Source organism: Pseudomonas entomophila (genome assembly GCF_023277925.1).
Lineage (GTDB): Bacteria > Pseudomonadota > Gammaproteobacteria > Pseudomonadales > Pseudomonadaceae > Aquipseudomonas > Aquipseudomonas entomophila_D.
Genome location: NZ_CP063832.1, coordinates 4691903 through 4708787, shown reverse-complemented (window position 1 = coordinate 4708787; position 16885 = coordinate 4691903). Strand labels below are relative to the sequence as shown.

At 63.5% G+C, this 16885-nt stretch carries 21 protein-coding genes; 11 read left to right on the top strand and 10 right to left on the bottom strand.

Annotated features, from left to right (window positions below):
• Positions 1-15: 15 nt before the first annotated feature.
• Positions 16-441, bottom strand: a complete 426-nt coding sequence (locus IM733_RS20895) for an NINE protein (RefSeq protein WP_011531742.1) — start codon at positions 439-441, stop codon at positions 16-18.
• Positions 442-599: 158 nt separating this feature from the next.
• Between IM733_RS20895 and IM733_RS20890 the strand changes: the two genes are divergently transcribed.
• Positions 600-1247: a C40 family peptidase gene (locus IM733_RS20890; protein ID WP_248918309.1), complete on the top strand. Its 648-nt coding sequence runs from the start codon at positions 600-602 to the stop codon at positions 1245-1247.
• A gap of 161 nt (positions 1248-1408) precedes the next feature.
• On the opposite strand, the gene IM733_RS20885 is transcribed toward IM733_RS20890, so the two are convergent.
• The gene (locus IM733_RS20885; RefSeq protein ID WP_248918308.1) at positions 1409-2401 is read right to left on the bottom strand and encodes a type IV pilus twitching motility protein PilT; all 993 of its coding nucleotides are present in this window, start codon (positions 2399-2401) and stop codon (positions 1409-1411) included.
• Positions 2402-2466: 65 nt separating this feature from the next.
• On the opposite strand from IM733_RS20885, the gene IM733_RS20880 reads away from it, so the two are divergent.
• The 9 genes from IM733_RS20880 (at position 2467) to IM733_RS20840 (ending at position 9031) form a co-directional block, all read left to right on the top strand.
• Entirely contained in the window at positions 2467-3153 is a 687-nt protein-coding gene (locus IM733_RS20880) for a YggS family pyridoxal phosphate-dependent enzyme (RefSeq protein WP_248918307.1), read from the top strand.
• A 38-nt stretch (positions 3154-3191) separates the two neighbouring features.
• Complete coding sequence (proC, locus tag IM733_RS20875) at positions 3192-4010, top strand: pyrroline-5-carboxylate reductase (protein ID WP_248918306.1); 819 nt, start codon at positions 3192-3194, stop codon at positions 4008-4010.
• Between the two features lie 10 nt (positions 4011-4020).
• Complete coding sequence (locus tag IM733_RS20870) at positions 4021-4611, top strand: YggT family protein (protein WP_248918305.1); 591 nt, start codon at positions 4021-4023, stop codon at positions 4609-4611.
• Positions 4612-4699: 88 nt separating this feature from the next.
• Positions 4700-5839 (top strand): homoserine O-succinyltransferase MetX, encoded by a 1140-nt coding sequence (gene metX, locus IM733_RS20865; RefSeq protein ID WP_248918304.1) that lies wholly within the window; start codon positions 4700-4702, stop codon positions 5837-5839.
• Positions 5840-5846: 7 nt separating this feature from the next.
• A complete protein-coding gene (metW, locus tag IM733_RS20860) occupies positions 5847-6467 on the top strand; it encodes a methionine biosynthesis protein MetW (protein ID WP_011531735.1) in 621 nt (206 codons plus the stop codon).
• A 25-nt stretch (positions 6468-6492) separates the two neighbouring features.
• On the top strand, positions 6493-6927 hold the full coding sequence (locus tag IM733_RS20855) for a DUF4426 domain-containing protein (RefSeq protein ID WP_248918303.1): 435 nt from the start codon (positions 6493-6495) through the stop codon (positions 6925-6927).
• Positions 6924-7520, top strand: coding sequence for an RdgB/HAM1 family non-canonical purine NTP pyrophosphatase (gene rdgB / locus IM733_RS20850; protein ID WP_248918302.1), 597 nt, complete (start codon positions 6924-6926; stop codon positions 7518-7520). The genes IM733_RS20855 and rdgB overlap by 4 nt, the downstream gene beginning before the upstream one ends.
• Complete coding sequence (gene hemW, locus IM733_RS20845; RefSeq protein ID WP_248918301.1) at positions 7517-8695, top strand: radical SAM family heme chaperone HemW; 1179 nt, start codon at positions 7517-7519, stop codon at positions 8693-8695. Before rdgB ends, hemW begins: the two co-directional genes overlap by 4 nt.
• A 9-nt stretch (positions 8696-8704) precedes the next feature.
• Positions 8705-9031, top strand: coding sequence for a DUF3392 family protein (locus tag IM733_RS20840; RefSeq protein WP_011531731.1), 327 nt, complete (start codon positions 8705-8707; stop codon positions 9029-9031).
• A gap of 274 nt (positions 9032-9305) precedes the next feature.
• On the opposite strand, the gene trmB is transcribed toward IM733_RS20840, so the two are convergent.
• From trmB to IM733_RS20820, 4 genes are all read right to left on the bottom strand, one after another.
• The gene (gene trmB, locus IM733_RS20835) at positions 9306-10028 is read right to left on the bottom strand and encodes a tRNA (guanosine(46)-N7)-methyltransferase TrmB (protein ID WP_248918300.1); all 723 of its coding nucleotides are present in this window, start codon (positions 10026-10028) and stop codon (positions 9306-9308) included.
• Positions 10029-10037: 9 nt separating this feature from the next.
• The gene (locus IM733_RS20830; RefSeq protein WP_248918299.1) at positions 10038-10850 is read right to left on the bottom strand and encodes a thiazole synthase; all 813 of its coding nucleotides are present in this window, start codon (positions 10848-10850) and stop codon (positions 10038-10040) included.
• Positions 10851-10903: 53 nt separating this feature from the next.
• Entirely contained in the window at positions 10904-11104 is a 201-nt protein-coding gene (gene thiS / locus IM733_RS20825) for a sulfur carrier protein ThiS (protein WP_248918298.1), read from the bottom strand.
• Between the two features lie 102 nt (positions 11105-11206).
• Positions 11207-11578 carry a DUF423 domain-containing protein gene (locus IM733_RS20820; RefSeq protein WP_248918297.1) on the bottom strand — a complete coding sequence of 124 codons (372 nt, stop codon included), beginning with the start codon at positions 11576-11578 and terminating at the stop codon, positions 11207-11209.
• A gap of 64 nt (positions 11579-11642) precedes the next feature.
• Between IM733_RS20820 and mtgA the strand changes: the two genes are divergently transcribed.
• Entirely contained in the window at positions 11643-12353 is a 711-nt protein-coding gene (gene mtgA / locus IM733_RS20815; protein ID WP_248921212.1) for a monofunctional biosynthetic peptidoglycan transglycosylase, read from the top strand.
• 176 nt (positions 12354-12529) lie between these two features.
• Here the strand turns inward: mtgA and rpoH are convergent, their stop codons facing one another.
• From rpoH to ftsY, 4 genes are all read right to left on the bottom strand, one after another.
• Entirely contained in the window at positions 12530-13384 is an 855-nt protein-coding gene (gene rpoH, locus IM733_RS20810; protein ID WP_213659199.1) for an RNA polymerase sigma factor RpoH, read from the bottom strand.
• Positions 13385-13495: 111 nt separating this feature from the next.
• Positions 13496-14524, bottom strand: coding sequence for a permease-like cell division protein FtsX (gene ftsX, locus IM733_RS20805; RefSeq protein WP_248918296.1), 1029 nt, complete (start codon positions 14522-14524; stop codon positions 13496-13498).
• Positions 14521-15192: a cell division ATP-binding protein FtsE gene (gene ftsE / locus IM733_RS20800; RefSeq protein WP_011531723.1), complete on the bottom strand. Its 672-nt coding sequence runs from the start codon at positions 15190-15192 to the stop codon at positions 14521-14523. Before ftsE ends, ftsX begins: the two co-directional genes overlap by 4 nt.
• Positions 15189-16754, bottom strand: coding sequence for a signal recognition particle-docking protein FtsY (gene ftsY / locus IM733_RS20795; RefSeq protein ID WP_248918295.1), 1566 nt, complete (start codon positions 16752-16754; stop codon positions 15189-15191). The genes ftsE and ftsY overlap by 4 nt, the downstream gene beginning before the upstream one ends.
• Positions 16755-16885 lie beyond the last annotated feature (131 nt).

Here is a 16885-nt window from a genome sequence, read left to right as displayed (position 1 = left end):
CGACAAGGCCTTTTTTCATACCCGCCGACGCTCGGCGTTTACTTGCGAAATCTGGCTGTTGAGCGTCCAGAAGTCATACAGCACACCCAGCAAGAACACGCCGCCGGTGAACAGGTAGATCAATGCGCTGATCCACTTGCCCTGGTATAGGCGGTGCACGCCAAACACCCCGAGGAAGGTCAGGAAGATCCACGCCAGGTTATAGTCCACGCCACCTGACTCGAAGCGCATGTCCGCCTCGCGATCCATCGACGGGATCAGGAACAGGTCGATCAGCCAGCCGATACCCAGCAAGCCAAGGGTGAAGAACCAGATCGTCCCGGTAATCGGCTTGCCATAGTAGAAGCGGTGCGCGCCGGTGAAGCCAAAGATCCACAGCAGGTAGCCGAGCACCTTGCTGTGAGTGTCGTGCAGGGGCGCCCCCTGTTGATAACCATTCATTCGAAGCCCTCGCGGGATAGCTGAAAATTTTCTAACGGAAAATGTGACTTTTTCGTTTTGACCCGACGTATGGTACGGAACCAAACGACCAGTGGATCAGAATGAGATCAAAAAGCTGTTATAAAGTTGCGCGCCAACACTTATAAAGAGCTTCATCTATGCCGCCTTTCCTCAAGACATGGCTGACCCTCTGCCTATTATTGCCCCTGGCCGCCCACGCCACCAATCGTGAGCAACGTCTTCCCAGCGGTTTCACCGGTTATACGACCAACGCCGACGCCACGGTGAAACGCGCTCCGGTCCAGTACCGCAAAAGCACCCTGAACGTGCAGGCCCGCCCGAGCAATGCCGCCAAGCACCAGGCGCTGCAAGCCGTGGCCATGTCGCCCAAGCAGAGCAGCGAAGTGCTCAGCCGCGCCGTGAATGTGCTCGGCACACCCTATCGCTGGGGCGGCAGTACCCCGAAGAAGGGCTTCGACTGCAGCGGCCTGGTCAAGTACGCCTTCAACGACGTGGCCGACGTCGACCTGCCGCGCACCTCCAACGCCATGGCCCAGGGCCAGGGTGTGAAAGTGGCGCGAGACGACCTCAAGCCGGGCGACCTGATCTTCTTCAACATCCAAAGCCGCCGGGTCAACCACGTCGCCATCTACCTGGGCAACGACCGCTTCATCCATGCGCCACGCACCGGCAAGCGGGTGAGCATCGACAGCCTGGAAAAACCCTACTGGCAGAAGCGTTACGTGGTGGCCAAGCGCGTGCTGCCCAAGGCACAACAGCAGGCGCTGAGCCTGGCCAAGCGCTGAAGTACCTTGGCAGGCCAGCCGGCTCGCATGAATGCGTGGTAACAATTCGGCACGCTCTCTGTAGCAGCGGCTTTAGCCGCGAACACCGGCGTGCCGGTGCCAATCACCGCGTCGCTTGCTTCGCGGCTAAAGCCGCCCCTCCAGGACATGCGACGGCCTGACTAGTCGATCAAGCCTTGCTGCCTCAGGCGCCGTGTCGCCTCCTCCATCGTCACCATCCCCTGCGCCGCGCCTGCCTGCATCAACGAGTAGATCTGCGCCATCCGCCCCTCGCGGATCAGGTTGCGTACCGCCGGCGTCACCACCAGCACCTCCCTTGCGGCGACCCTGCCGCCACTGACGCGCCTAACCAGCTTCTGCGCCACCACCAGCCGCAGCGACTCCGCCAACATCGTGCGCACCAACGGCTTCTCCTCGGCGGCGAATACCTCCACCAAGCGATTAATACTGTTGACTGCCGAGCGTGTATGCACCGAGGCCAGCACCAAGTGCCCGGTTTCCGCAGCTCGCAGCGCCAGGCGGATACTCTCCAGGTCACGCAGTTCGCCGACCATGATCACATCGGGGTCCTGGCGCAACGCACTGCGCAACCCCTGGGCGAAGTCGCGACTGTCGCGGCCAATTTCCCGTTGGTTGATCAGGCTGCGCTGGCCTTGATGAATGAATTCGACTGGGTCTTCCAAGGTGACGACGTGTAGCGCGTACTCCCGATTGAACTCATCGACCAGCGCCGCCAGGGTGCTGGACTTGCCGCTCCCGGTAGGCCCGCCGATCAGCACCAGGCCATCCTGGCTCGATGCAATAGCTTGAAATACATCATGCAAGTCGAGCTCATCGAGGCTCGGCACTCGTGCCGGGATCAACCGTATGCTCGCCCCCGGCCCGTTGCGCTGGCGAAACAGGTTCACCCGAAATCGGCCCAGCGCAGGCACAACCAAGGCAAGATCCAGTTCATCACCAGACATCCATTGCCGGCGCTGCCCATCATCGAGCCATCCAGTCAGGCCCTGCTCCAGCACTGCGGGGCCCAGCACCGGCAACGCCATGCGTCGCAGTTCGCCATCCAGGCGCAGCAGCGGTACCTCGCCCGCGGCCAGGTGCAGGTCGCTTGCACCCGCAGCCACAGCCTGGGCCAGCAGATCGGTCACATCCATGAGACTCCCCAACGGCGATCAAGCAGGTAGAATGCCGCAGACCCCAAAGCCGTCGGCGACGAACCATGTCCACCCTAGCAGAGAACATTTCGGCCATTTCCGCCCGTATCGACAACGCGGCGAAGGCTGCCGGCCGCGACCCGGCCAGCATCCAGCTGCTGGCGGTGAGCAAGACCAAGCCGGCCAGCGCCATCCGCGCAGCTCATGCCAGCGGGCTGCGCGACTTCGGCGAAAACTACCTTCAGGAAGCCCTGACGAAACAGCAGGAACTCTCCGACCTGCCCTTGATCTGGCACTTCATCGGCCCCATCCAATCGAACAAGACCAAGGCCATCGCCGAGCACTTCGACTGGGTACACTCCGTGGATCGCCTGAAAATCGCCCAACGCCTTTCAGAACAGCGCCCGGCCAACCTGCCGCCGCTGAATATCTGCCTGCAGGTGAACGTCAGTGGCGAAGACAGCAAATCCGGCTGCGCACCCGCCGAACTGCCGGCCCTGGCCCAGGCGGTGAGCGCCCTGCCCGGCCTGCACCTGCGTGGCCTGATGGCGATCCCGGAACCGACCGATGACCGTGCCGCACAGGAGACTGCTTTTGCCACCCTGCGCCAGCTCCAGGAACAACTGGGCCTTAGCCTGGATACCCTGTCGATGGGCATGAGCCACGACCTGGAAGCCGCTATCTCTCAAGGAGCGACCTGGGTCCGCATCGGTACCGCCCTGTTCGGTGCCCGCGATTACGGCCAGCCCTGAACCCATGCTTAACTCACCTTCTCCCTCAAGGACCTGACATGAGCAAGACTCGTATTGCCTTTATCGGCGCCGGCAACATGGCCGCCAGCCTGATCGGCGGCCTGCGCGCCCAGGGCCTGGATGCCACGCAGATCCGCGCCAGCGACCCGGGTGCCGAGACCCGCGCACGGATCCAGGCCGAACACGGTATCGAAGCGTTCGAAAGCAACGCACAAGCCATCGACGGCGCCGACGTGATCGTGCTGGCGGTCAAGCCGCAGGTCATGAAAGCCGTCTGCGAGGCTCTGAAGCCGAACCTGAAAGCCGGCCAACTGGTCGTTTCCATCGCTGCGGGCATCACCTGCGCCAGCCTTCAGGCCTGGCTGGGCGCCATCCCGGTAGTGCGTTGCATGCCCAACACCCCGGCGTTGCTGCGCCAGGGCGTCAGCGGCCTGTATGCCACCCAGGAAGTGTCCACCGAGCAACGCCAGCAGGCCGAACAGCTGCTGTCCGCCGTGGGCACGGCCTTGTGGCTGAACGAAGAACAGCAACTGGATGCCGTCACCGCCGTCTCCGGCAGCGGCCCGGCCTACTTCTTCCTGCTGATCGAGGCCATGACCGCCGCTGGCGAGAAACTCGGCCTGCCACGTGAGACCGCCTCGCAACTCACCCTGCAGACCGCCCTGGGCGCCGCGCGCATGGCTGTTGCCAGCGACGTCGACGCCGCTGAACTGCGCCGCCGCGTCACCTCGCCTGCCGGCACCACCGAGGCGGCGATCAAATCGTTCCAGGCCAACGGCTTCGAGGCCATCGTCGAGCAGGCCCTGCAGGCTGCGGCGAAACGCTCCGCCGAACTGGCCGAACAACTGGGCAAATAAGGAGCCATAGATGAATGCACTGTCCGGCGCCGCGATCTTCGTGGTGCAAACCCTGGTCAGCCTGTACCTGGCGATCGTCCTGCTGCGCTTCGTGCTGCAACTGGTCAAGGCCGACTTCTACAACCCGCTCAGCCAGTTCGCCGTGCGCGCCACCCAGCCGCTGCTCAAGCCGCTGCGCCGGGTGGTCCCCAGCATCGCCGGCCTGGATACCTCGTCGCTGCTGCTGTCGGTCCTGATCCAGGGGCTGCTGATGGCCTTCGTGCTGATGCTCACCTACGGCACCTTCGGTGACGTGCTGCACCTGCTGATGTGGGCGATCCTGGGTGTCACCTCGCTGTTCCTGAAGATCTTCTGGGTGGCGATGATCGTCATGGTGATCGTCTCGTGGGTCGCCCCCAACAGCCACAACCCTGCCGCCGAGCTGGCCTACCAGATCAGCGAACCGGTGCTGGCGCCGTTCCGCCGCCTGGTGCCGAACCTCGGTGGCATGGACATCTCGCCGATCTTCGCCTTCATCGCCATCCAGGTGATCCAGTCGTTCCTCATGCCTCAGCTGGCAGCCTACGCCGGCATGCCGCAAGAGCTGTGGCGGATGATCTGACCCCGCCTGCATCCAGCGGCAAGCCTTTGCTTGCCGCTGGGGGTAGCGCTCTTTAGACTTACGCCTCCGTCAAGCGTGAGCAGGGTCGATGTCCACTGTCCTTCCCGAAGATTCCGTCGGTCTGGTAACACCGCAAATCGCCCGGTTCGATGAACCGCTGGCCCTGGCCTGCGGCCGCTCGCTGGCCTCGTATGAGCTGATCTACGAAACCTATGGCACCCTCAACAGCACCGCCAGCAATGCCGTGCTGATCTGCCATGCGCTGTCCGGCCATCACCACGCCGCCGGCTACCACGCCGCCACCGACCGCAAGCCGGGCTGGTGGGACAGCTGCATCGGCCCCGGCAAACCCATCGACACCAATCGCTTCTTCGTGGTCAGCCTGAACAACCTGGGCGGCTGCAACGGCAGCACCGGCCCCAGCAGTGTCAACCCGGCCACCGGCAAGCCCTACGGCGCCGACTTCCCGGTACTGACGGTCGAAGATTGGGTGCATAGCCAAGCGCGCCTGGCCGATCGCCTGGGTATCCAGACCTGGGCCGCCATCGTCGGCGGCAGCCTGGGCGGCATGCAGGCGCTGCAGTGGACCATCACCTACCCGGACCGGGTGCGCCACTGCGTGGACATCGCCTCGGCACCCAAACTGTCGGCGCAGAACATCGCCTTCAACGAAGTGGCACGCCAGGCCATCCTCACCGACCCCGAGTTCCACGGTGGTTCGTTCCAGGACCAGGGTGTTATCCCCAAGCGCGGCCTGATGCTGGCGCGCATGGTCGGCCATATCACCTACCTGTCCGACGACTCGATGGGCGAGAAATTCGGTCGCGAGCTCAAGAGCGACAAGCTCAACTACGATTTCCACAGCGTCGAGTTCCAGGTCGAGAGCTACCTGCGCTATCAAGGCGAGGAGTTCTCGGGGCGTTTCGATGCCAACACCTACCTGCTGATGACCAAGGCGCTGGACTACTTCGACCCGGCCGCGGCCCATGGCGGCGACCTCGCGGCGACCCTGGCCCATGTCACGGCGGACTACTGCATCATGTCGTTCACCACCGACTGGCGGTTCTCGCCGGCCCGCTCGCGGGAGATCGTCGATGCCCTGATGGCCGCGCGCAAGAACGTCTGCTACCTGGACATCGACTCGCCCTACGGCCACGACGCCTTCCTGATCCCCACGCCTCGCTACATGCAGGGTTTCGCGAACTACATGAACCGCATCGTCATCTGAGGACAGCATGAGAGCCGACCTGGAAATCATCCAAGACTGGATCCCCGCCGGCAGCAGGGTCCTCGACCTGGGCTGTGGCAACGGCGAACTGCTGGCCTCCTTGCGCGAGCGCAAGAACGTCACCGGCTATGGCCTTGAGATCGACGCCGACAACATCGCCGCCTGCGTGGCCAAAGGCGTCAACGTCATCGAGCAGGACCTGGACAAGGGCCTGGGCAACTTCGCCAGCAACAGTTTCGACGTGGTGGTCATGACCCAGGCCCTGCAAGCCGTGGAGTACCCCGACCGCATCCTCGACGAGATGCTGAGGGTGGGTCGCCAGTGCATCATCACCTTCCCCAACTTCGGCCACTGGCGCTGCCGCTGGTACCTGGCGACCAAGGGTCGCATGCCGGTCTCGGACTTCATGCCGTATACCTGGTACAACACCCCGAACATCCACTTCTGCACCTTCGAAGACTTCGAGAACCTGTGCCACGAGCGTCACGCCAAGGTACTCGACCGCCTGGCCGTCGACCGTCTGCACCGTAACGGGTTAGGCGGCCGGCTATGGCCTAATCTTCTAGGTGAGATCGGTATCTATCGGGTCAGCAGCCCGGGCCTGCAGGAGCACCAGCTCGCGGTCTGACCCTCGCGAACGGAGGAATGGGATCATGCGTCGTCTAGCACTGTTTCTGATCTGCCTGTGCCTGGCCTTGCCGGTACTGGCTGCCGATGCCGCCAAACCTGAACGCAAGGAAGTGTTCGGCGACGTGACGGTCCACTACAGCGCCTTCACCTCAAGCATGCTGCAACCCGACATCGCCGCCGCCACGGGCCTGACCCGCAGCAAGAACCAGGGCGTGCTCAACATCGCCGTGCTCAAGGCCGGCAAGCCCGCGACGGCGGTGGTCAGCGGCACGGTGAAAGATCTCACCGGTCGCAGCGCCCCGTTGTCGTTCAAGCAGATCACCGACCAGGGCGCGGTGTACTACATCGCCCAGTTCAAGATCGAACAACCCGAAACACTCACCTTCGACCTTAGCGTCGAAACCGGCGGCGTCAGCCATTCACTCAGCTTCAACCAGGAAGTGTTCCCAGGCGAATGATGAATTTCCAGCAACTCGTATTGGCCAGCCACAACGCCGGCAAGCTCAAGGAACTGCAAGCGATGCTCGGCGAGGCCGTGCACCTGCGCTCGATCGGTGAATTCAGCCAGGTAGAGCCGGAAGAAACCGGCCTGTCGTTCGTCGAGAACGCCATCTTGAAAGCCCGCAACGCCGCGCGCATCTCCGGCCTGCCGGCCCTGGCTGACGACTCCGGCCTGGCCGTGGATTTCCTCGGCGGCGCGCCGGGCATTTATTCGGCGCGCTACGCCGATGGCAAGGGCGATACGGCGAACAACGCCAAGCTGCTCGAGGCTTTGAAGGATGTCCCCCAGGAGCAACGCGGCGCGCAGTTCGTCTGCGTCCTGGCCCTGGTGCGTCACGCCGACGACCCGCTGCCGATCCTCTGCGAAGGGCTGTGGCACGGCAGCATCCTGTTCGAGGCCAGCGGCGAGCATGGTTTTGGCTATGACCCGTTGTTCTGGGTCCCGGAGCGCAAGTGCTCCAGCGCCGACCTCGCCCCGGTCGACAAGAACCAGCTCAGCCACCGCGCCCGCGCCATGGCCCTGCTGCGTCAACGTCTGGGCCTGGCATGACCGAATCGTTGTCCTTGCAGCCGGCGGGCCTGATCCTTCCCGAACTCCCGCCGCTGTCGCTGTATATCCATATTCCCTGGTGCGTGCGTAAGTGCCCCTACTGCGATTTCAACTCGCACCAGGCCGGCCCATCGTTGCCGGAAGACGATTACATCGATGCCCTGCTCGCCGACCTGGAGCAGGAAATGCCTGCGGTCCAGGGCCGCCCTATCAGCACAATCTTCTTCGGTGGCGGTACGCCCAGCTTGTTCAGCGCAGCTGCGCTTGGCCGACTGCTGCGAGGTGTCGAGCAACGCATCCCGTTCGCCACGGATATCGAGATCACCCTCGAGGCCAACCCGGGTACCTTCGAGCAGGAGAAGTTCAAGGCCTACCGGCAAACCGGCATCAACCGCCTGTCCATCGGGGTGCAGAGCTTCCAGCCGGCCAAGCTGGAGAAACTGGGGCGCATCCACAATGGCGACGAAGCGGTTCGCGCTGCTGGTATGGCGCGCGCGGCAGGCTTTGACAACTTCAACCTCGACCTGATGCACGGCCTGCCGGACCAGTCGCTGGACGATGCGCTGAGTGACCTGCGCCAGGCCATCGAGCTGGCGCCAACGCACTTGTCCTGGTACCAGCTGACACTGGAACCGAACACAGTGTTCTGGAGCCAGCCGCCAGAGCTGCCCGAGGACGATATCCTCTGGGATATCCAGGAAGCCGGCCAAACGCTGATGGCCAAGCATGGCTACCGGCAATACGAAGTCTCGGCCTATGCCCAGGCCGGTCGTGCCGCACGGCACAACCTGAACTACTGGCGTTTCGGCGACTTCATCGGCATCGGTGCAGGCGCCCATGGCAAGCTATCGTTCCCCGAGGGGCGCATCCTTCGCACCTGGAAGACCCGCCTGCCCAAGGATTACCTGAATCCGTCCAAACCGTTCAAGGCAGGCGAGAAACTGCTGCCGGCCGATGAGCTACCCTTCGAGTTCCTGATGAACGCGCTGCGCCTCACCGACGGCGTGGAGGCCGAGCTGTTCAGCCTGCGCACCGGCCTGCCCCTGGCGCAGCTCGCCGAAGCGCGCCGCGAAGCCGAACAAAAGGGCCTTTTGCAGGTCGAACCGGATCGGCTGGCAGCCACACCGCGTGGCCAGCTGTTCCTCAACGACCTGCTGCAGTACTTCTTGAATTAAGGATGACCCATGGACCTGGTACTTGACCTGCTCTCGACCGTTTCCCGCTGGAGCCGCAGCAACCTGTCGGAAATTTCGCTGGCCCTGGTGGGCTGCCTGCTAGTGCTGTTCGGCACCGATATCAAGGGTTGGGTGGAAGGGCGCCTGGGCGGCCTGGCCGGCGCGCTGCGCGTGCCGTTCATGGCCCTGCTGGTGATGATCGGCAGCGGTGCGGCGCTGATCTATGCGACACCGTGGATCGTGAAAGGGCTGGGGCAGTTCAACAACTATGCGCTGGCACCGGTGCTACTGGTGGTGCTGGTGTTGATTGGCGTGGTGGCTGATCGGCGGGGCTGAGCGCTTGCTCAAAGCCGCCCAGGGAAGCCAGGATGGCTTCTCACCCAACTAGCCCTTGATGGGCATCGTCAAAGTGATCACGCAGCAAGCCCCTGGCGGTCCTGAAGACAAACAGGATCCGAAACAGCTTCCAGACGCGGCTCAGCGTAGTGAAGCTTAAACACGCAGGCTGAGGCTTCGTAACCCAAAGCCCGTAAAAAAGACCGCCCTTGAAGGGCGGTTTTTTTTGGTCTGTGGTTTCGTAGGCATTGAAGGCGAAACCCAATGAAGCCGCTCAGTCCACCTTCTCGAACTTCAAGTCCCACACCCCATGCCCAAGGCGCTCGCCACGGCGCTCGAACTTGGTGATCGGGCGCTCCTGCGGGCGCGGCACATACGCACCATCGGCCGCCTGGTTGCGATAACCCGGTGCCACCTTCATCACATCTAGCATGTGCTCGGCATAGGGCTCCCAGTCGGTGGCCATGTGGAACACCCCGCCCACCTTAAGCTTGCGGCGCACCAGCTCGGCGAACTCCGGCTGGACGATTCGGCGCTTGTGATGACGCGCCTTGTGCCACGGATCCGGGAAGAACAGCATCAGCCGATCAAGGCTGTTGTCGGCCACGCAGCGGTTGAGCACCTCAATGGCGTCACAGTCGTAGACCCGCAGGTTCTTCAGGTCCTGAGTGAGCACGCCGTTGAGCAGCGCACCGACACCCGGACGGTGCACTTCGACACCGATGAAATCCAGCTCCGGCGAGGCGGCGGCCATTTCCAGCAGCGAATGGCCCATGCCGAAGCCGATCTCCAGGGTGCGCGGCGCCGAACGGCCGAACACCTGGTCGTAGTCCACTGGGCTGTCGGCCAGCGGCAGGATGAACAACGGCCCCCCCTGCTCCAAGCCGCGTTGCTGGCCTTCGGTCATGCGCCCGGCGCGCATCACGAAGCTCTTGATGCGGCGGTGCGGGCGCGCTTCGCCGTCTTCGGTGATCGGCGTTTCTTGCGATTCAGTCATCTGGGGCTCTTACTTGATCAGACCTTCCAGCGGCGAGGACGCGCTGGCATAGAGTTTCTTCGGCATGCGTCCGGCGAGGTACGCCATGCGGCCGGCAACGATGGCGTGCTTCATGGCCTCGGCCATCAGTACCGGTTGTTGGGCATGGGCGATGGCCGAGTTCATCAGCACGGCTTCGCAGCCCATCTCCATGGCGATGGTGGCGTCGGAAGCAGTGCCCACGCCGGCATCGACCAGCACCGGCACCTTGGATTCTTCCAGGATGATCTGCAGGTTGTACGGGTTGCAGATTCCCAGACCCGTGCCAATCAGGCCGGCCAACGGCATGACGGCGATGCAGCCGGCTTCGGCCAGCTGGCGGGCGATGATCGGGTCATCGCTGGTGTAGACCATCACATCGAATCCGTCCTTGACCAACACTTCGGCGGCCTTGAGGGTTTCGATCACGTTGGGGAACAGGGTCTTCTGGTCGGCCAGCACTTCCAGCTTCACCAACGTCCGGCTTTCGTGGGACTTGTGGCCATCGAGCAGCTCACGGGCCAGGCGGCAGGTACGTACCGCTTCGACTGCGTCGAAGCAGCCTGCGGTGTTCGGCAGGATGGTGTACTTGTCAGGCGACAGCACATCGAGCAGGTTCGGTTCGCCCGCATTCTGGCCGAGGTTGGTGCGACGCACGGCTACGGTGACGATCTCGGCACCCGAGGCCTCGGTGGCCAGGCGGGTCTCCTCCATGTCACGGTACTTGCCGGTGCCGACCAGCAGGCGCGACTGGAAAGTACGCCCGGCCAGGACGAAAGGCTTGTCGCTTCGAACGTTGCTCATCGATGTTCCTCTGGAAAGGTTACGGGGCTTTCGGGTGAATCGCCAGGAGATGCTCAACCACCGCCAATGGCATGGACCACTTCAACCTGATCGCCCTCAGCAAGCAGCGTGCTCTCGTGCTGGCTGCGCGGCACGATGTCCAGGTTCAGTTCCACCGCCACCCGGCGGCCGGCCAGCTCCAGCCGGCCCAGCAGCGCCGCGACGCTTTCGCCTGCGGGCAATTCGTAAGGTTCACCGTTCAGTTGAATGCGCATGCGCACGGCCACCATTGTTCTTTGGGGCCCGCATTCTAGCCCCGATCCACCTTGCAACCCAAGGGCGGCACACGCCATTAGTCGCGATTGTGGACCGTTCGGTCAGCCCAGGCGCCAGGCGACCAGCCCCAGGCACAACCAGCCAGCGAGGAAGCACAGACCGCCCAGCGGGGTGATCATGCCGAGCTTGCCCAGGCCGCTGAGGGTCAGTAAGTAGAGGCTACCGGAGAACAGCAGGATACCCAGCGCGAACAGACCACCGGCCCAGCCGACCAGGCGCCCCGGCAGGTGTACCGACAGCACTGCCACACCGAGAATCGCCAGGGCGTGCACCAACTGGTAGGTGACACCGGTATGGAAGATCGCCAGGTAGTCGGCGCTGAGGCGGCTTTTCAGGCCATGGGCGGCGAAGGCACCGAGGGCGACACCGGTAAAGCCGAAGAACGCGGCAAGCATCAGGAAGCTGCGAAGCATGGGACGACTCCTCGGAATGGGCCTGTATAATGGCCCGTTCCAACGGTCCGGCCAAGCCATCACCATGCTGTCATCCTTCCTCCGCCGCCTTTCCCGTGCCCTGCTCTGGTTCGCTGCTGGCAGCATCGCCGTGGTCCTGGTGTTGCGCTGGGTGCCACCGCCCGGCACGGCGCTGATGGTCGAGCGCAAGGTGGAGTCATGGTTCAACGGCGAACCTATCGACCTGCAGCGCGACTGGACGCCATGGGAGGATATCTCCGATGAGTTGAAGGTGGCGGTGATCGCCGGTGAGGACCAGAAGTTCGCCAGCCACTGGGGCTTCGACATCCCAGCGATCCAGGCAGCCCTGGCCTACAACGAGCGTGGCGGCAAGGTTCGTGGCGCCAGCACGCTGACCCAGCAGGTGGCCAAGAATCTGTTCCTGTGGTCCGGACGCAGCTGGTTGCGTAAAGGACTGGAAGCTTGGTTCACGGCGCTGATCGAGCTGTTCTGGTCGAAAGAACGGATTCTTGAGGTGTATCTGAACAGTGCCGAGTGGGGCAAGGGCGTGTTTGGCGCTCAAGCGGCGGCGCGCTATCACTTTGGGGTCGATGCCAGCCGCCTCTCGCGCCAACAGGCCGCGCAGCTTGCGGCGGTGCTGCCAAGCCCGATCAAGTGGAGCGCCAGCCGTCCTAGCGCCTATGTGGCCAGCAGGGCAGGGTGGATTCGTCGGCAGATGAGCCAGCTGGGTGGACCGAGCTACCTGATGCAGCTGGATGCTTCGCGCAAGCTTTGAGTTTTGTGGCTGCAATACCGGCCTATTCGCCGGCAAAGCCGGCTCCTACAAGAAGCTTCACGATACCTGTAGGAGCCGGTTTTGCCGGCGAAGAGGCTGGTTATAGGCAACACAAATGAAAAAAGCCGCTTACCCCCGGGAAGGGAAGCGGCTTTTTCGATCCAGCCAGGCGCCGATCAGATGGTAATCAGTGCCTTGACCTTATTCATCGCGTTCTTCTCGAGCTGACGAATCCGCTCGGCCGAAACACTGTACTTCTCCGCCAGCTCATGCAATGTGGCCTTTTCCTCGGCCAGCCAGCGCTGGTAAAGGATGTCGCGGCTGCGGTCGTCCAGGCCTTGCAGGGCTTCGTGCAGGTTGCTGCTGGAGTTGTCGCTCCAGTCGGCGTCCTCAAGCTGCAGGGCCGGGTCGTAGCGGTGGTCTTCCAAGTAATGCGCGGGCGACTGGAAGGCGCTGTCGTCATCGGCTTCTGCCGCCGGGTCGAAGGCCATGTCCTGGCCGCTCAGGCGGCTTTCCATCTCGCGTACTTCACGGGGCTCGACACCGAGGCTTTCCGCCACGCGATGCACTTCGTCGTTGTTCAACCAGGCCAGGCGTTTCTTCTGGCTGCGCAGGTTGAAGAACAGCTTGCGCTGGGCCTTGGTGGTGGCCACCTTGACGATACGCCAGTTGCGCAGGATGAACTCGTGGATCTCGGCCTTGATCCAGTGCACCGCAAAGGATACCAGGCGCACGCCCATTTCCGGGTTGAAGCGCTTTACCGCCTTCATCAGGCCGACATTGCCTTCCTGGATCAGGTCAGCCTGGGCCAACCCATAGCCAGCATAGCTGCGGGCGATGTGTACAACGAAACGCAGGTGGGCCATCACCATTTGACGAGCGGCCTCGAGATCCTGCTCATAGTAGAGACGCTCGCCCAGATCACGCTCCTGCTCCGGCGTCAGCAAGGGAATGCTGTTCACCGTGTGCACGTAGGCTTCCAGGTTTGCACCGGGAACCAGGGCATAGGCAGGTTGCAACGATGTGGTCATTCAAGTACCTCCGGCTTACAGACTCGTGCCTTGTGGGCACTGCCAGCATAGACAAGGAACCCTTGTACAAGTTCCAGAATGAAAAATTTGTCAATACTGGCCATGAAACATTTATCGCGGTGCCAGCTCGTTCAGGTGACGAGCGACGGCGATCCATGCACCGATATACCCCAACAGTACCGCCCCAATCAAGAGTGAAAGACCATCCGAGGCCGGCACGCCGCCCAAGGCGAAATCACTGCCGTACAGGCCGGAAAGCCCGACCACCGCATCGTTGAGCCAATTCAGGCCGAACGCCAGGATGCCCCAGGCCAGCACGCCCGCGCCCAGGCCATACAAGGCGCCCATGTACAGGAAAGGCCGGCGCACGTAGCTGTCGGTACCACCGACGAGCTTGATCACTTCGATCTCCACCCGACGGTTTTCAATGTGTAGACGAATTGTGTTACCGATTACTAACAGCAAAGCGGAAATAAGCATCACCGCCAGGCCGAACACAAAGCGGTCGCCCAGCTTGAGGATGGCCGCCAGGCGCTCCACCCACACCAGGTCCAGTTGTGCCGTTTCCACGCGAGGCAACTCGGACAGGCGCTGGCGCAAGGCCTCCAGGGCGGGTTTGTCGACCTCGGTCGGGGTCACCACTACGACGCCGGGCAGCGGGTTGTCCGGCAACTCGCGCAGTGCTTCGCCCAGGCCCGACTGCTGCTGGAACTCTTCCAGCGCCTGTTCGCGGCTGACGTACTGGGCCTCGGCGACACCTGGCATGCCCTTGATCTCATCGCGCAGCGCCTCGCCATCGCGGCTGCTGGCGTCAAGCTTGAGGTACAGCGAAATCTGGGCCGCACGCTGCCATGAACCACCGAGCTTCTCGACGTTCTTGAGCAGCAGCGAGAGGCCCATGGGCATGCTCAGCGCCACCGCCATCACCAGGCAGGTGAAGAAGCTGCCGATCGGCTGCTTGCCCAAACGGCGCAGGCTGTCGGCCAGGCTGGCACGGTGGCTTTCCAGCCAGGCGTGCAGCAGGGTGCGGAAATCCGGGCCATCGTCGTCGTGATCGCCGCGCTTGTTCTTCGCCGGTTGCGGGTCGGCGGCCTTGGGCGCGACGCGCTCGGAAACTTTTGGTGTACGTGTGGTGCTCATTGCCCGGCCTCCCCATCGCCGATCAAGCGGCCGCGTTGCAGCGTCAGCATGCGGTGGCGCATGCGCGCGATCAGCGCCAGGTCGTGGCTGGCGATCAATACCGTGGTACCCAGGCGGTTGATGTCCTCGAACACGCCCATGATCTCCGCGGCCAGGCGCGGGTCGAGGTTACCGGTGGGCTCGTCCGCCAGCAGCAGGGCCGGCTGGTGAACGATGGCGCGGGCGATGCCGACCCGCTGTTGCTGACCGGTAGACAGGTCGGCCGGGAACAGTTCGCCCTTGTCGCTCAACGACACGCGCTCCAGCGCCGAGTCCACACGCTTGGCGATCTCAGCCTTCGACAACCCGAGGATCTGCAGCGGCAGGGCGATGTTGTTGAACACGGTGCGGTCGAACAGCAACTGGTGGTTCTGGAACACCACGCCGATTTGTCGGCGCAGGAACGGGATCTGCGCGTTGCTGATCTGGCCCAGGTCCTGCCCGGCCAGCAATAGCTTGCCGCTGGTCGGGCGCTCCATCGCCAGCAGCAGGCGCAACAAGGTGCTCTTGCCGGCGCCGGAGTGGCCGGTGACGAACAGGAACTCGCCACGGCGCGCCCGGAAGCTCAGCTCGTGCAGGCCAACGTGGCCATTGGGGTAGCGCTTGGCAACCTGTTCGAATCGGATCATGAAGGTTCCCGCTCGGCAAACAGCGCCTTGACGAAAGGTTCGGCTTCGAAGGTGCGCAGGTCGTCGATACCCTCGCCCACACCGATGAAGCGGATCGGAATGTTGAACTGCTTGGCCAGGGCGAAGATGACGCCGCCCTTGGCGGTGCCGTCGAGCTTGGTCAGAGCCAGGCCGGTCAGCTCGACGCTCTGGTTGAAGTACTTGGCCTGGCTGATGGCGTTCTGGCCGGTGCCGGCGTCGAGCACCAGCAGTACCTCGTGGGGCGCGTCGGCGTCGAGCTTGCCGATCACCCGACGGACCTTCTTCAGCTCTTCCATCAGGTTGTCCTTGGTGTGCAGGCGCCCTGCGGTATCGGCGATCAGCACATCGACGCCACGGGCCTTGGCGGCCTGCACGGCGTCGAAGATCACCGAGGCCGAGTCGGCGCCGGTGTGCTGGGCGATGACCGGGATCTGGTTGCGCTCGCCCCACACCTGCAATTGCTCCACCGCCGCGGCGCGGAAGGTGTCGCCGGCGGCGAGCATGACCTTCTTGCCTTCGAGCTGGAGCTTTTTCGCCAGTTTGCCAATGGTGGTGGTCTTGCCGGCGCCGTTCACGCCCACAACCAGGATCACGTAGGGCTTGTTCTGCGCTTCGATCTTGAGCGGCTGCTCGACCGGGCGCAGCAGGGCGGCCAGCTCTTCCTGCAGCGACTTGTACAGGGCGTCGGCGTCGGCCAGCTGCTTGCGGGCGACCTTCTGTGTCAGGTTCTGGACGATGGTCGAGGTGGCCTCGACGCCGACGTCGGCGGTCAGCAGGCGGGTTTCGATTTCGTCCAGCAAGTCGTCGTCGATGACCTTCTTGCCCAGGAACAGGCTCGCCATGCCTTCGCCGATGCTGGCGCTGGTCTTCGACAGGCCCTGCTTGAGCCGGGCGAAAAAGCCTGGTTTGGCGGGTTCGGCGGCTGCAGGCACGGGCTCTGCGGCAACCTGAGTGGAAGCGACAGACTCGGGCTCGACCACCGGAACGACAACCACGGGGGCGGCTTCGGGAACCACCACCTCAGGGGCCGTGCGCTCCGGGATGGCAGGCGGGGCCATGGGTTCGAGATCAGGCACCAGCGCAACCGGCTCTTCGGCGACCGGCAGCACCAGGTTGCTCACTGGCGCAGGGGGCTGGGGCCGCGGGGCCGGCTCGAACGGAACGTGCACCGGCTCGGGCCGGGGTGCTTCGACCAGCTCAACAGGCTGCGGTGCCTGAGGAACAGCAGGCTCAGGCGAGACCGGCGCGGCTACCGGTGCCGGTTGGGGCGCCTCGGCCACCAAAACGGGTTGCGCAACCTCAGGGGCGACGGCAGGTTCAGGCTCGACCGGTTCGGTTACCGGTGCAGGCTGGGGTGCCTCGGCCACCGGAGCGGGCTGCTCGACGGGTGGCTGCGGCACCGCTTGCGCCTCGACCGGCGGCTGTGGGGCTTGCGGCTGTTCGGCGACAGGTTGCTCCGGCTTCTTGCGGAACCAGCTGAACAGGCCTTTCTTCTCGCCAGCCGCGGCCGGCGCTTTTTTGTCGTCGTTGGAACCAAACATGGAGGACGGCTATCTCAGGGTAGCGATGGGCCAGCAATGGCGCATCGGGAATTCTTACTCACGCAGAACAGACTACTGTGAAGCCAGCGGGTTCATGCGCAACGTTTTGACGTAAGGGCCTGCGGGCCAGA

Bases quoted from the DNA above. Each gene is read 5' to 3' on its own strand.
- IM733_RS20895 (WP_011531742.1), bottom strand. From the start codon at position 441: ATGAATGGTTATCAACAGGGGGCGCCCCTGCACGACACTCACAGCAAG.
- IM733_RS20890 (WP_248918309.1), top strand. From the start codon at position 600: ATGCCGCCTTTCCTCAAGACATGGCTGACCCTCTGCCTATTATTGCCC.
- IM733_RS20885 (WP_248918308.1), bottom strand. From the start codon at position 2,401: ATGGATGTGACCGATCTGCTGGCCCAGGCTGTGGCTGCGGGTGCAAGC.
- IM733_RS20880 (WP_248918307.1), top strand. From the start codon at position 2,467: ATGTCCACCCTAGCAGAGAACATTTCGGCCATTTCCGCCCGTATCGAC.
- proC (WP_248918306.1), top strand. From the start codon at position 3,192: ATGAGCAAGACTCGTATTGCCTTTATCGGCGCCGGCAACATGGCCGCC.
- IM733_RS20870 (WP_248918305.1), top strand. From the start codon at position 4,021: ATGAATGCACTGTCCGGCGCCGCGATCTTCGTGGTGCAAACCCTGGTC.
- metX (WP_248918304.1), top strand. From the start codon at position 4,700: ATGTCCACTGTCCTTCCCGAAGATTCCGTCGGTCTGGTAACACCGCAA.
- metW (WP_011531735.1), top strand. From the start codon at position 5,847: ATGAGAGCCGACCTGGAAATCATCCAAGACTGGATCCCCGCCGGCAGC.
- IM733_RS20855 (WP_248918303.1), top strand. From the start codon at position 6,493: ATGCGTCGTCTAGCACTGTTTCTGATCTGCCTGTGCCTGGCCTTGCCG.
- rdgB (WP_248918302.1), top strand. From the start codon at position 6,924: ATGATGAATTTCCAGCAACTCGTATTGGCCAGCCACAACGCCGGCAAG.
- hemW (WP_248918301.1), top strand. From the start codon at position 7,517: ATGACCGAATCGTTGTCCTTGCAGCCGGCGGGCCTGATCCTTCCCGAA.
- IM733_RS20840 (WP_011531731.1), top strand. From the start codon at position 8,705: ATGGACCTGGTACTTGACCTGCTCTCGACCGTTTCCCGCTGGAGCCGC.
- trmB (WP_248918300.1), bottom strand. From the start codon at position 10,028: ATGACTGAATCGCAAGAAACGCCGATCACCGAAGACGGCGAAGCGCGC.
- IM733_RS20830 (WP_248918299.1), bottom strand. From the start codon at position 10,850: ATGAGCAACGTTCGAAGCGACAAGCCTTTCGTCCTGGCCGGGCGTACT.
- thiS (WP_248918298.1), bottom strand. From the start codon at position 11,104: ATGCGCATTCAACTGAACGGTGAACCTTACGAATTGCCCGCAGGCGAA.
- IM733_RS20820 (WP_248918297.1), bottom strand. From the start codon at position 11,578: ATGCTTCGCAGCTTCCTGATGCTTGCCGCGTTCTTCGGCTTTACCGGT.
- mtgA (WP_248921212.1), top strand. From the start codon at position 11,643: ATGCTGTCATCCTTCCTCCGCCGCCTTTCCCGTGCCCTGCTCTGGTTC.
- rpoH (WP_213659199.1), bottom strand. From the start codon at position 13,384: ATGACCACATCGTTGCAACCTGCCTATGCCCTGGTTCCCGGTGCAAAC.
- ftsX (WP_248918296.1), bottom strand. From the start codon at position 14,524: ATGAGCACCACACGTACACCAAAAGTTTCCGAGCGCGTCGCGCCCAAG.
- ftsE (WP_011531723.1), bottom strand. From the start codon at position 15,192: ATGATCCGATTCGAACAGGTTGCCAAGCGCTACCCCAATGGCCACGTT.
- ftsY (WP_248918295.1), bottom strand. From the start codon at position 16,754: ATGTTTGGTTCCAACGACGACAAAAAAGCGCCGGCCGCGGCTGGCGAG.